Source organism: Parasphingorhabdus pacifica, assembly GCF_054779195.1.
In genome coordinates this window covers 120183-133423 of record NZ_BAAGYS010000002.1, presented here as the reverse complement: position 1 = coordinate 133423, position 13241 = coordinate 120183, and the positions used below count along the sequence as shown (strand labels likewise).

The 13241-nt window shown below is 69.2% G+C and carries 11 protein-coding genes; 10 read left to right on the top strand and 1 reads right to left on the bottom strand.

Annotation, left to right across the window (positions count from 1 at the left end):
- Positions 1 to 4 precede the first annotated feature (4 nt).
- From murD to ACYVAN_RS00545, 7 genes are all read left to right on the top strand, one after another.
- Positions 5 to 1402 carry a UDP-N-acetylmuramoyl-L-alanine--D-glutamate ligase gene (gene murD, locus ACYVAN_RS00575; RefSeq protein ID WP_460954393.1) on the top strand — a complete coding sequence of 466 codons (1398 nt, stop codon included), beginning with the start codon at positions 5 to 7 and terminating at the stop codon, positions 1400 to 1402.
- Positions 1403 to 1410: 8 nt separating this feature from the next.
- Entirely contained in the window at positions 1411 to 2853 is a 1443-nt protein-coding gene (gene ftsW, locus ACYVAN_RS00570) for a putative lipid II flippase FtsW (protein ID WP_460954391.1), read from the top strand.
- Positions 2854 to 2909: 56 nt separating this feature from the next.
- Positions 2910 to 4001, top strand: a complete 1092-nt coding sequence (murG, locus tag ACYVAN_RS00565) for an undecaprenyldiphospho-muramoylpentapeptide beta-N-acetylglucosaminyltransferase (RefSeq protein ID WP_460954389.1) — start codon at positions 2910 to 2912, stop codon at positions 3999 to 4001.
- Positions 3998 to 5497: a UDP-N-acetylmuramate--L-alanine ligase gene (gene murC / locus ACYVAN_RS00560; protein WP_460954387.1), complete on the top strand. Its 1500-nt coding sequence runs from the start codon at positions 3998 to 4000 to the stop codon at positions 5495 to 5497. The genes murG and murC overlap by 4 nt, the downstream gene beginning before the upstream one ends.
- 113 nt (positions 5498 to 5610) lie before the next feature.
- A complete protein-coding gene (locus tag ACYVAN_RS00555) occupies positions 5611 to 6240 on the top strand; it encodes a cell division protein FtsQ/DivIB (RefSeq protein ID WP_460954385.1) in 630 nt (209 codons plus the stop codon).
- A gap of 111 nt (positions 6241 to 6351) precedes the next feature.
- Complete coding sequence (locus ACYVAN_RS00550; RefSeq protein ID WP_460954383.1) at positions 6352 to 7599, top strand: nitric oxide synthase oxygenase; 1248 nt, start codon at positions 6352 to 6354, stop codon at positions 7597 to 7599.
- Positions 7600 to 7719: 120 nt separating this feature from the next.
- Complete coding sequence (locus tag ACYVAN_RS00545; RefSeq protein WP_460954381.1) at positions 7720 to 8694, top strand: helix-turn-helix transcriptional regulator; 975 nt, start codon at positions 7720 to 7722, stop codon at positions 8692 to 8694.
- On the opposite strand, the gene ACYVAN_RS00540 is transcribed toward ACYVAN_RS00545, so the two are convergent.
- Entirely contained in the window at positions 8685 to 9602 is a 918-nt protein-coding gene (locus ACYVAN_RS00540) for an SDR family oxidoreductase (protein ID WP_460954379.1), read from the bottom strand. The genes ACYVAN_RS00545 and ACYVAN_RS00540 overlap by 10 nt on opposite strands.
- A gap of 504 nt (positions 9603 to 10106) precedes the next feature.
- On the opposite strand from ACYVAN_RS00540, the gene ftsZ reads away from it, so the two are divergent.
- The 3 genes from ftsZ to ACYVAN_RS00525 all read left to right on the top strand — a co-directional run bounded on the left by ftsZ (position 10107) and on the right by ACYVAN_RS00525 (position 13177).
- Entirely contained in the window at positions 10107 to 11585 is a 1479-nt protein-coding gene (gene ftsZ, locus ACYVAN_RS00535) for a cell division protein FtsZ (RefSeq protein WP_460954377.1), read from the top strand.
- A gap of 96 nt (positions 11586 to 11681) precedes the next feature.
- On the top strand, positions 11682 to 12437 hold the full coding sequence (gene pgeF / locus ACYVAN_RS00530; RefSeq protein WP_460954375.1) for a peptidoglycan editing factor PgeF: 756 nt from the start codon (positions 11682 to 11684) through the stop codon (positions 12435 to 12437).
- Positions 12434 to 13177: a YggS family pyridoxal phosphate-dependent enzyme gene (locus tag ACYVAN_RS00525; RefSeq protein WP_460954373.1), complete on the top strand. Its 744-nt coding sequence runs from the start codon at positions 12434 to 12436 to the stop codon at positions 13175 to 13177. The genes pgeF and ACYVAN_RS00525 overlap by 4 nt, the downstream gene beginning before the upstream one ends.
- Positions 13178 to 13241: the final 64 nt, after the last annotated feature.

Sequence of the window (13241 nt, the reverse complement as noted above, 5' to 3'; positions counted from 1 at the left end):
AGCGGTGAAAACGGGGTTGCGGGATCGCAGGGTGCTGGTCGCGGGTGCTGGTGTGTCCGGACGCTCGGCGGCCGAAGCGCTGCTCGCCGAGGGGGCGGCGGTGACCGTCACCGACGGTTCGGAGGACCGGCTTGCGGCGTTGGCTTCGCTGGGCAGCCGGGGAGCGGAATTCGTCGCCGGCTTGAGCGAACCGCCGCAGGAGACCGACCTGGTCGTGACGAGCCCTGGCTGGCGTCCCGAAGCCCCGTTGCTCGCCGCCGCGGCACAAGCCGGCATCGAAGTGATCGGTGAGGTCGAACTGGCGTGGCGGCTGGACCAGCAGAAATTTGAGCCGGCGACCTGGTTGGCAGTGACCGGCACGAACGGCAAGACCACGACTGTCGGCATGCTGGAGTCGATCCTGCGTGCTTCCGGAGCGGACGCGGTGGCGTGCGGCAACGTCGGACTGCCGGTGGTGGACGCGGTGCGCGCTGGTCACCGGGTGCTGGCCGTGGAGCTGTCGAGCTTCCAGCTGTACTGGTCCGAATCGCTCGCCGCGCGCGCGGCGGTCGTACTCAACCTCGCCGACGACCACCTCGACTGGCACGGTTCGGCCGCCGCCTACGGATCGGCGAAAGCACGCGTGTACAGGCATGGTGCGATCGCGGTCCACAACGCCGACGACGAGCCATCGGCATGGCTGAGCAGCGCCGTGGACGATACCGAGCGCGTCGCCTTCACAGCGTCGGAACCGGTGCAGGGGCAGTTGGGCGTGGTCGACGGGACTCTGCTGGACCGTGCCTTCGGTACCGCGGTCCCGCTGGCCACGCTCGCCGACGTGCATCCCGCTGGGCCCCACAACGTGGCCAACGCCCTGGCCGCCGCCGCGTTGGCGCGGGCGTACGGGGTCGAACCGGACGCCGTGGCCGAGGGGCTTCGCGCGTTCGAACCGGGCGCGCACCGGTCGATCCCGGTGGCCGAAGCGGCCGGAGTGACCTATGTGGACGATTCGAAGGCGACGAACCCGCACGCGGCTGCCGCCGCGCTGCGTGCCCACTCGCGGGTGGTGTGGATAGCGGGCGGACTCCTCAAGGGCGCCGATGCCGAGGAACTCGTCGCCGCCAACGCGGACCGGCTCGACGCGGTGGTCCTGATCGGCCAAGACCGCGCGCGATTCGCGGAGGCGTTGGCCCGACACGCCCCGGAAGTTCCGGTTCGCGAGGTCGAAGCGGGAGACGATACGGGCATGCGGCAAGCCGTCGTCGTCGCTCGTGAACTCGCGACCCCCGGCTCCGTGGTCTTGTTGGCTCCCGCCGCCGCGTCGATGGACATGTTCACCGACTACGCGCACCGTGGCCGTGCCTTCGCCGAGGCGGTGGACGGCGTGCTGTCGGCGTCCGCCGAGCAGACCGGCGGGGGGTGACCGGGGTAGTGCCCGCCAACACCCGCACCGCAACCAAGACCGCCCGGAGCATCAGCAGCCGCCCCCGCTCGGGCAAACCCGGTACGCTGCGCGCCGTCTTCGCGCCGCTGACGGCCTGGCTCACTCGGCCACTGGCGTCGTTCCACCTGCTCCTCGCAGTGTTCGGCCTGCTGACGGTGTTCGGACTCGTCATGGTCCTGTCCGCCTCCAGCGTGGACTCGTTCAGCACCGCCGGCTCGTCCTACAGCGTCTTCGGCAGGCAGGTGATGTACTGCCTCGTCGGCTTGGTGCTGTTCTACCTGGCGTTGCGCGTGCCGGTGCGGTTGATGCGCCGTTACAGCCTGGTGCTGTTCGTCATCTGCCTCGTGCTGCTCGGACTCGTGCTCACCCCGCTGGGCGTAGAACGCAACGGAGCGCAGAGCTGGTTCATCCTGGGCGGTGTGTCGTTCCAGCCGGTCGAGTTCGCCAAGGGTGCGTTCGCCCTGTGGGGAGCGCACGTGCTGGTGACCAAGCGCGGCCTGTTGGGCCAGTACCGCCACCTGCTGGTGCCCGTGGTTCCGGCAGCGTTGCTGATGTTCACGCTGGTGATGTTGCAGCCCGACTTCGGCTCCAACATCACGTTGTTCCTGGTGCTGATCGGCCTGCTCTGGTTCGCGGGAGCACCGCTGCGGCTGTTCCTGGTCATCCTGCTCTCCGCCGCGACCAGCGCGGTGGTGCTGGCGACCGCTGCCGACTACCGGATGGCGCGGTTGACCGCGTTCTTCGACGCCACAGCCGACCCGTCCGGACGTGGTTACCACGCCAGGCAGGCTCAGTTCGCGCTCGCCGACGGCGGCATGTTCGGCCGCGGACTGGGACAGGGCTGGTCGAAGTGGCAATACCTGCCGAACGCGCACAACGACTTCATCTTCGCCGTCATCGGTGAAGAGCTCGGCTTCGTCGGTTGCCTCGTGGTGCTGATCCTCTTCGGGATCACGCTCTACGTGGGGATGCGGATCGCCGCCCGCAACACCGACCCGTTCATCAGGTTGGTCGCGGCGACCCTTACCGTGTGGCTGGTCGGGCAGGCCGCGATCAACGTCGGCTACGTCGTCGGACTGCTACCGATCACCGGACTACCGCTGCCGTTGATCTCTTCCGGCGGCAGTTCCGTGGTGACGACCATGCTCGTCTTCGGCCTGCTGGCGAACTTCGCCCGGCACGAGCCGGAAGCGATCGCCGCGCTACGGTCGCTGGGGCCGGGACGGGTCGGCAGACTGCTGCGCCTGCCCACTCCCGCACCTTATCGCCCGCCCGCGAGGCGACGTCCGGCGCGGACGCCGACCAATCGGCCCGGTACGAAGAACACCGGTGCGCAACCCACCCGTCGCGGAGGCGGTGACGCACGGACGCGGAGCGCGTCTCGCAGCGGACCCGGCAACCGGACGCAGACACGAGGAGGACATCGTTGAGCGGGCAACCGTCGGGTCCCAGCCAGTTCCCGGATTTCGAAGGTGCGGGGGGATCGGTGGCACGCCGAGCACCCTCGGTCGTGGTCGCCGGCGGTGGCACGGCCGGACACATCGAACCCGCGCTCGCCCTCGCCGATGCCGTCCGGCGGCTGCGTCCGGACGCGCGAGTGACCGCGCTGGGCACTGAGCGGGGGCTGGAGAACCAGCTCGTTCCCGCTCGCGGCTACCAGCTGGAACTGGTTCCACCGGTGCCGATGCCGCGCAAACCCAGCACCGAGCTGCTGCGGATGCCGGTGAAGGTCCGGGAGTCGGTACGGCAGACCCGGAACGTGCTGGATCAGGTCCGAGCCGACGTGGTCGTCGGCTTCGGCGGCTACGTGTCCCTGCCCGCCTACCTCGCAGCCAGGGGCCGGACGCCGATCCTCGTCCACGAGGCCAACGCCCGCGCGGGGCTGGCGAACAAGGTCGGTGCTCGACTCGCCGAGCGGGTCCTGGCGGCTACCCCCGACAGCGGGCTGCCCGGCGCGGAGGTCATCGGTATCCCGCTGCGGGAGTCGATCACCACGCTGAACCGGGCTGCGCTGCGCGCGCAGGCGCGGGCGCACTTCGGCCTGCACCCGAGCGCACCCACCATCCTGGTCTTCGGCGGTTCGCAGGGTGCCCACACGCTCAACACGGCGTTCTCCGGTGCGGCGGAGTCGCTCGGTCGGGCAGGAGTGGGTGTCCTCCACGCGCACGGTCCGAAGAACACCATGGCGGTGCAGCGGGTGCCGGGCGCGCCCGAGTACTCCGCCGTGCCCTACCTCGAACGCATGGACCTGGCTTATGCCGCCGCCGACCTGGTGGTGTGCCGGTCCGGTGCGATGACGGTCGCGGAGGTTTCGGCGGTGGGACTTCCCGCGGTGTTCGTCCCGCTGCCGCACGGCAACGGGGAGCAGGCGCTCAACGCACAGCCCGTGGTCGGCACCGGTGGTGCGACGCTGATTCCCGATGAGGACCTGACGCCGCAGAAGGTGATCGAGTCGGTGCTGCCGCTGGCGCGCGACGCCCAACGGCTGCAGGAGATGAGCCGTGCGACGCTGGGCAGCGGTCATCGCGAGGCGGACCGCGTACTGGCCCAGATCGTGCTGGAGGTGGCTGGGCGATGAGAACCGATGCGGTCGGCGGGGAATTCTCGGAGTGGCGAAGGCCCTCCGAGGAGGAGCTGGAAGCGGTGCTGGCCAGGGTGCACCTCGTGGGCATCGGCGGGGCAGGCATGAGCGGCATCGCCCGTATCCTGCTCGCCAGGGGCAAGCAGGTGTCCGGATCGGATGCCCGCGATTCCCGCACGGTGCTCGCGCTGCGTGCACAGGGGGCGGAGATCGCGCTCGGTCACCAGGCCGAGAACCTCGACCAGTTCTCCACGGACCCCACTGCCATCGTGGTGTCCACGGCGATCCGCTCGGACAATCCGGAACTCGTCGAGGCCGAGCGGCGCGGAGTCCGGGTGCTGCGTCGTGCCGAGGCACTGGCGGTGCTGATGGCCGATCACCGGGTCGCCTGCGTGGCGGGAACCCACGGCAAGACGTCGACCACGTCGATGCTGACCGTGGCGATGCAGCACTGCAGGCTCGACCCGTCGTTCGCGATCGGCGGCGACCTCAACGATTCCGGAGCCAACGCCCACCACGGCGAGGGCGGCACCTTCATCGCCGAAGCGGACGAGAGCGACGGATCGTTCCTGGTGTTCGCTCCGTCGGTCGCGGTGGTGACCAATGTGGAACCCGATCACTTGGACCACCACGGTACGGCCGACGCCTACACCGCGGTTTTCGACGACTTCGTCCGGAGGATCGAGCCGGGCGGTGTGCTCATCGCCTCCTCCGACGACGAGGGGTCGGCCGCGCTCGCGGACCAGGCGGAGGCCGCAGGGGTGCGGGTGCGCCGGTACGGTCATTCGGCGGTGGGGCCCGGGGATGCGCGCATCGTCGGATACCGGCCGGAGGACGGTTCCGGTGTGGCGACGGTGGAACTCACCGATGAGGACGGCAGCTCGAACCGCCTCGACGTGTACGTGTCGGTTCCCGGAGAGCACATGGCGGGCAACGCCGTCGCCGCGCTGCTCGCCGGCATCGAGCTCGGCGCTCCCCTGGACGGATTGCTGGAAGGCCTGGCGGCCTTCGGTGGCGTGCGCAGACGATTCGAGTTCAAGGGGCACTCCGGTGGTGTCCGCGTGTACGACGACTACGCCCACCACCCGACGGAGGTGGAGGCGCAACTGCGGGCGGCCCGCCCCGTCGTACGCGGAAACGGGCGGCTGATCGTGGTTTTCCAACCGCACCTGTTCTCCCGAACGGCTGCGTTCTCCGTCGAGTTCGCGACCGCGCTGGGGCTCGCCGACGAGGTCGTGGTCCTCGACGTCTACGGCGCACGAGAAGATCCGCAGCCGGGGGTCACGGGCGCGCTGATCGCCGACGAGATCCCGTTGCCCACGGAGCGGGTGCATTACGTCCCGTCGCTGACCGAGGCCGCACCCGCCGTCGTCGGTCTCGCAGGCCCTGGTGACCTGGTGCTGACGATGGGGGCCGGGGACGTCACGATGCTCGGCTCCGAGATCCTCGCCGAGATCGATCGTGCTTCCTCCGGGGAGGTCCCGGAGGGATGAGCACCCCGTCGCGTGGTCGCGCACCGAATCGGCCCGGGGCACGCAGCACCCGGGGTCGGCCGGTTCGTGGTGGCGCGACCGAACGCCGGTGGACCCGTGTGGTGCCGCCGGTCGTGCTGACCGTACTCACGATCGCCGTGGTCGTCGTGTACTTCACGCCCGTGCTCGGAGTCCGCTCGGTCGAGGTCGAGGGCAACGAGATGCTCGGTGACCAGGAGGTACGCGCGGCCGCGGGAGTGCGGATGGGCGTGCCCATGCTGCGGGTCGACTCCGACGAGATCGGCGGGCGGCTTCGACGGATGCGCGAGTTGAAGTCGGTCGACGTGTCGCTGGCCTGGCCATCGACCGTGCGATTGGAAGTCGTCGAGCGCGTCCCCGCGGTCTACATGGTCGGCGCCGACGGCGTGCACCTGGTCGACGCCTCGGGAACACCGTTCAGGAAGGTTCCGGAGCGGCCTCCCGCTCTGCCCGAACTCAAGGTGAACACGGCGGCTCCCGACGATCCGGCTACCCGCGCGGCGTTGGCGGCGTTGACCTCGCTGGGGCCCGAGGTCCGGGCCGAGGTGGTGGCGGTCGAGGTGAAGGCGAACATCGATGTCCGCCTGCTGCTGACCGGTGATCGCCAGGTCGAGTGGGGCGAGAACGAGCAGGTCGAACGCAAGGCCGCGATCCTGCCGCCGCTGCTCACCCGCCCGGGAAAGACGTACGACGTGACGAGTCCGGAACTGCCGACCGTGGCATGAACCGGGCAAGCGTTCGGGACATGTCACGGGAACGGTGGCGTCTTCCGGGGTTCGTGAAAGAGTTCCGCGCGGCTCGCAGCCGGGGGCCCGAATGGGCGCTAACGTGTGGGCGTGTTCAGGCTGAGCGACGAGGCACCGGAAACGTTCTTCTCCGCTCGAACGTCGGCAGCCCAGCCGACCCGGGTGCTGCCACGCGTCGCCGCTCCAGGGCGGGTCGGCATCGGTTCGGTGGACGTGGACGTGGACGTTGCCGAGGAATTCCTCCGACTCTTCCACACCGAGCACTCCGGAAGCGGATCGCTCGGGCAACGGCTGGCGCGGATGCGCCGGGACGTCGAAACGACCGGGACCTATCAGCACACCGTGGCCGAACTCGCTTTCGGCGTACGAGTGGCCTGGCGCAACAGCGCCCGCTGCATCGGCAGGCTGCACTGGGATCACCTGGAGGTCCGCGATCTGCGTGACGTGCACACCGCGGACGAGGTCGCCGCGCACTGCGTCGAGCATCTGAGGGCGGCCGCGAACTCGGGCGATGTTCGCCCGGTGGTCAGCGTTTTCCCGCCGGAGCAGCCCGGGCGGCCCGCCCCGCGGATCTGGAACGAGCAGCTCATCCGGTACGCGGGCTACGAGCGCACCGACGGCAGCGTCCTCGGCGATCCGCGCTACCGCGAGTTCACCTCGTCGATGATCCGGCGGGGCTGGCGGCCACCGTCACCGCGGGGTCCGTTCGACGTGTTGCCGCTGGTGGTCGAGACCGCTGACGACGGTGTGCGCATGTTCAACCTGCCCGAAGACGCGGTGCGCGAAGTGCCGTTGCGGCACCCGGAGCTGTCCTGGTTCGTCGACCTGGGGCTTCGCTGGCACGCGGTACCGGCGGTCAGCAGGATGCGCCTGTCGATCGGCGGGATCTCATACCCGGCGGCGCCGTTCAACGGCTGGCACATGGGCACCGAGATCGGTGCACGAAGCCTCGCCGACGCGAATCGGTACAACCTGGTGCCGCTGGTGGCCGAACGGATGGGGCTGGACGTTTCGCGGGAGGATTCGCTGTGGCGTGATCGGGCGCTGGTCGAACTCAATCGCGCGGTGCTGTACTCGTTCGCCGAGGACGGGGTGACCATCACCGACCACCACACCGAGTCCCGGCGATTCGTGGCGCACCTGCAGCGGGAAGAGGCTGCCGGGCGCACCTGCCCGGTCGACCGGAGTTGGATCGTGCCGCCGATGTCCGGTTCACAGACGCCGGTCTTCCACCACCACTACGAGGAGGTCGAGCAGCGCCCCGACGACCCCGGTTTCCGCACCGACGACGAAGCACTGCACCGGGCCCTGCACGGCGAACCCGCCCGCTTCGAGTGACCGGCTCCCGCGGACGGCGACCGCGGGGCGGGCAGTGGTGGGCGAATCGCGGTTGGTGTCGGACCCGTTTGGTATAGCCGACACGAGACTTCCGATACCACCGGAAGGAGTGAGGTTTCGTTGCGGGCGTCGAGACTGATCTCGTTGCTGTGCTTGCTGCAGGTGCGCGGTTTCATGACGGCCGCCGAACTCGCTCACGAATTGGACGTGTCCGAGCGGACCGTGGCCCGCGACGTGCGGGCACTGGACGAGGCAGGAGTCCCGATCTACGCCGAACGCGGCAGAACGGGAGGGTACCGGCTCGTCGGCGGTTACCGGGCCAAGCTCAACGGTCTGCACCGGTCCGAGGCGGACGCGCTGTTCCTCACCGGAGTGCCGTCGGCGACCCGGGACCTGGGAATGGCCGAAGCGGTCACCAACGCCCGGTTCAAGGTGTCGGCGGCGTTGGCGCCGTCGTTCCGCGACGCACCCGATCGGGTGGAACGGCGTTTCCACCTCGACGCACCGCAGTGGTTCCGGGAAGCACCGGCACCACCCTTGTTGACCGAACTGGCCGCCGCGCTCTGGAACGACCGCAGGGTGCTGACCGAGTACCGGCGCGGTGCGTCCGAGGTGAACCGGACGCTCGACCCGCACGGCCTGGTGCTAAAGGCGGGCGTTTGGTACGTCGTGGCGCGGCGGGACGAGCGGTTCCTGGTGTACCGGGCCGACCGCTTCGTCCGGGTCGAGCCCGAGGGGCGGACCTTCGAGCGCGACGAGCGATTCAACCTGCGCGCGTTCTGGGAGCAGCGCGCCGAGGAGTTCGCCCGATCACTGCTGTCCGAGCGGATCGAGGTGCGGATCAGCCCGACCGGCGTGGCGGGATTGGGCGTGCTCGGGAACCGGGATGTGGTGGCCGAAGCACTGGCAGCGGGCGCGTCCGACGAGCAGGGCTGGCTCACCGTGACCCTGCCCGTCGAATCGATGGAAGTCGCCTACGACCAGATGCTGGCTCTCGGCCCGGAGGTCGAGATCCTGAAGCCGGAGCAGCTCCGCACCCGGATGGCGGCGGCCGCCGCCCGGGCCGCCGCCCTCTACGGAGTCGGTCAGCGATAACCTGTGTCGTCGGCCGGTTTACCCGCTTGCGCCACCTCCACGATGTAGCGCCACGCGTCGGGCCGGGTTCCGTCCACGTCGTCGAATCCGTACACCGGGGCCAATCCGCCGCTGGACAGCGACTGCCCGTTCCACCGCTGCCGCTCCGGATCGCCGGCCAGTGCCACCACCGCCCGCCCCACGAAGGCAGGCGTCTCCGAGATGCAGAAGTGCGGTTGGTCGACCGTTGCCGCCCGCCAGTCGTCCTCCGTGACGCCGAATTCGTCCAGCATCATCTCCGAGCGCAGCCATCCCGGTGTGAGCGAGACGGCAACACCGTCGTGCGGACGCAGCTCCTCGGCGAGCCCGAACGCCATCCGGTGCGCCGCGACTTTGGCGAGGTCGAAGAAGGCGCCACCTTCGGTCCGGTAGTTCCGTTCGTTGTATTCGGCGGTGCCATCGGTTACCTCGACCACCAGTCCACCCGGCTGTTCGACGAGCAGACCGAGCGCGAAGTGGCTGGTGATCATGTGGGCCTCGATGCCGGTGCGGAGCCGTCGCAGTCCCTTGTCCAGGGAATGCCGCCATATCGGCACGTTCCACTCCATCAGGTGCTCGCCACCCAGATCGTTGACCAGCACGTCGAGCCGCCCCTGCTCGGCCCGGATCCGATCGACGAGTCCGCCAACCTCCACGGTGTCCGTGTGGTCCACCGGGACGGCCACGCCGCGGCCACCGGCCGCGTCCACCAGTTCCGCGGTGTCCTCAATGGTCTCGGATCGGCCGTAGTCGGAGCGGTGGTACCGCGTCGTGCGCCCGGTGGCGTAGACCGTGGCCCCCGCCGCGCCCAGCTCGACGGCGATACCGCGCCCCGCACCCCGGGTCGCCCCCGCCACCAGGGCAACGGTGCCTTCCAATGCTTTCCCCATGCGTATCCCTTGCCTCGATCGGTCGGAACGATGTCCGTACCGCCGATGCTGCTCCTGAATCCGGACATCGCCAGTCGGGTTTTCCCGAGAATCGGACGAGATCCGAAACTCGCGAGTGCCTCGACCCTGGCGGGGGCGCGCGCTGTACGGTGGGGGGCGGTGATCACGTTCGCGTGGACACCGCACAAGGGGAGGAACGAGCTCGGCTCGAACCACCGCGCCGCGGCCGGTGGGTGGACGTGCCGGGGCTTCGACCGCGTCGGCAGGAGCGGATGACGAATTTCGGGTACTGAGACACGCCCGCGACATCAACTCCGGCGTGGCTGCTGGACTCAGGGGCACTCTGGTGCCTACCGTCCGCACCGGGTACGGGGTGGAGATCACTCCGATCTCGTATCCGACATTCGAAGTTCTCGGCGTCGGGCGGACGGTATCCCGCAAATGACCGTCCGCGCGGTCGTCAGCAGTAGAGAGCGCAGAGCCACGATCAGGAAGGCGGATCCGATGACGCCCCCGCACAACTATCTCGCGGTGATCAAGGTCGTCGGCATCGGTGGCGGTGGCGTCAATGCCGTGAACCGCATGATCGAGGTCGGGCTCAAGGGTGTCGAGTTCATCGCGGTGAACACCGACGCGCAAGCCCTGCTGATGTCCGACGCCGACGTCAAGCTCGACATCGGCCGCGAACTGACTCGCGGCCTCGGGGCCGGTGCGGCTCCCGAGGTCGGACACAAGGCGGCTGAGGACCACAAGGAAGAGATCGAAGAAGTTCTCAAGGGCGCGGACATGGTGTTCGTGACCGCCGGTGAAGGCGGCGGTACCGGAACCGGCGGTGCGCCCGTGATCGCGTCGGTCGCCCGCAAGCTCGGTGCGCTGACCATCGGTGTGGTCACTCGTCCGTTCTCCTTCGAGGGAAAGCGGCGTGCCAACCAGGCCGAGCAGGGGATCAAGGAACTCCGCGACGAGTGCGACACGCTCATCGTGATTCCGAACGACCGGCTGCTGCAGCTCGGCGACATCGGGGTCAGCCTGATGGATGCCTTCCGGTCGGCAGACGAGGTGCTGCTCTCCGGTGTGCAGGGCATCACCGACCTGATCACCACGCCGGGGCTGATCAACCTCGACTTCGCGGACGTCAAGAGCGTCATGTCCGGAGCGGGCAGCGCCCTGATGGGTATCGGCTCCGCGAGAGGTGAGGGCAGAGCCGTGCAAGCCGCGCAGAAGGCGATCAACTCGCCACTGCTGGAAGCCTCGATGGAAGGCGCACACGGTGTGCTGCTGGCCATAGCGGGCGGCTCCGACCTCGGCTTGTTCGAGATCAACGAATCCGCTTCGCTGGTGCAGGAATCGGCGCACCCGGAAGCCAACATCATCTTCGGTACGGTGATCGACGATTCACTCGGCGACGAGGTGCGCGTGACGGTGATAGCCGCCGGATTCGACGCCGGAACGCCCACGCACAAGAAGCTCGACCCCACCAAGGTCGGGTCGAAGGGCGACTCGGCGCAGGTCACTGACGGACAGGTCCTGAGCAGCACCACGACACCCGCCGAGCAGGACGGTGCCGAACAGCCGCAGGCCCAGGCGCCACAGCAGCAGGCTCCGCAGGCCCAGCCCCAGCAGGCCCAACCGCAGCAGGTCCAGCCCCAGCAGGTCCCACCGCAGCAGTCCCAGGCACCGCAGGCCCAGGCGGGCTACCAGCCGTCGGGGGAACAGCCGCAGCAGGACAACGCGGTTCCGGACGGCTACCGGGCTCAGCCGGACCCGGCCGACCAGCGCGGTGAGACCGCACCGCGCAGCGGGCCTGCCTACGGCGGTGACGGTGCGGCCGGTGGCGAACAGGGTGTTTCGGTTCCGTCCCGGGCCGGTGGTTATCCGACGCACGGTGGCGCCGGGATGTCCGGTTCGCTGCCGAACAAGGCCGTGCCGGTTTCGGACGACAACGACGACGACGTCGACATCCCACCGTTCATGCGTCGCTGATCGCTTCGAGTCGATGAGCGAGAATCGGCACCGGAACGCCATCGCGTTCCGGTGCCGACGTGTGTTCGGCCCTTGAACCTTGGTGGGAGGCTTGCAGTGCGGATTCGTCGTGTGATCACCACGCGGGAGGGCGGTAGCTCTCGGCCACCGTTCGACTCGTTCAACCTGGGTGGCCGCGTGGGTGACGATCCGGTGTCGCTGGCGGCCAACGAGCGCAAACTGGCAGCGGGAATCGGGTTGGAGCAGGACCGCCTGGTGTGGATGGAACAGATCCACGGCAGGACCGCGACGGTGGTCGACGGGCCGCGTTCGGAACCGGTCGAGGCCACGGACGCGCTGGTGACGGCCGAGCCGAACCTGGCGCTGGTCGCGCTGACCGCGGACTGCGTTCCGGTGTTGCTGGGCGACCCGCGGACCGGAGTCGTCGCCGCGGTGCACGCCGGACGGCTGGGCGCGCGCGTCGGCGTGGTGGTCTCGGCACTGGAGAGCATGTGTGCCGCGGGTGCCGGCCTGGACCGCATCGAGGCGTTGCTCGGGCCGGCGGCCTGCGGGCAGTGCTACGAGGTCCCACAGCAGATGCAGGAAGACGTGGAAGAGCACCTTCCGGGCAGCGCGTGCAAGACCCGCAAGGGTACGCATGGTCTGGATATCCGCGCCGGTCTGTGGGAACAACTCGCGGCTGCGGGCGTGGCTCGGATCGGTGTCGATCCACGTTGCACGATGGAAAGCCCCGAGCTCTTCAGCCACCGTCGGGACGGAGGTCGGACGGGCCGGTTCGCCGCGGTGATCTGGGCGGACCCGGAAGCGGATCCCGAAGCGGAGCCCGTGGCCGACCCGGAGGTGGGCCGATGAGTGAGTCGAGTCCGAAGCTCAGACGGGAGCAACTCGCCGCGGCGGTGCGATCCGTGCGGGACCGGATCGACGCGGCCTGCCATGCCGCGGGCCGCTCTCCGAACGAGGTCGAGCTCCTCGCCGTGACCAAAACCTTTCCCGCCTCGGATGCGGCACTGCTGGCCGATCTGGGATTGGTGGACTTCGCGGAGAACCGGGAGCAGGAGGCCCGGGACAAGGTCGCGGAGTTCGGTGAGTTGCGACCCGCCGCCGATGTCCGTTGGCACATGGTGGGGCAGCTGCAGCGGAACAAGGCGCGGGCGGTGGTCCGCTGGGCGGACGTCGTCGAGTCGGTGGGCAGCGCGCGGTTGGTGGAGGCGTTGCGGCGGGCCGCTGGCAACGCGCTCGAATCGGGTGAACGGAAGCGCCCGCTGGATCTACTCGTTCAGGTGAGTCTCGACGGCGTTCCCGAGCGGGGCGGTTGCTTGCCGGAAGAGGTCCTCGAACTGGCCGGAATGATCACACGCACGTGTGAGCTTCGCCTCCGCGGCCTGATGGCTGTGGCGCCGCTCGACGGCCCGCCGGATGTGGCGTTCGCCACTCTTTCGAAGATCGCCGGGCAAGTGCGAGAGTCCTACCCCGAAGCTATCGACATCTCGGCGGGAATGAGTACCGACCTTGAGAGTGCGATAGCGCACGGTTCGACACGTGTGCGTGTCGGAACCGCGCTGCTTGGGGGCCGGCAGTTAATCTCGCCTTAGTCGTATCGGGGGGTCGAGGGTCGGCCGATCCGTGCTCGGCGCAAAGGAGTCGCGGAGGAAGGGC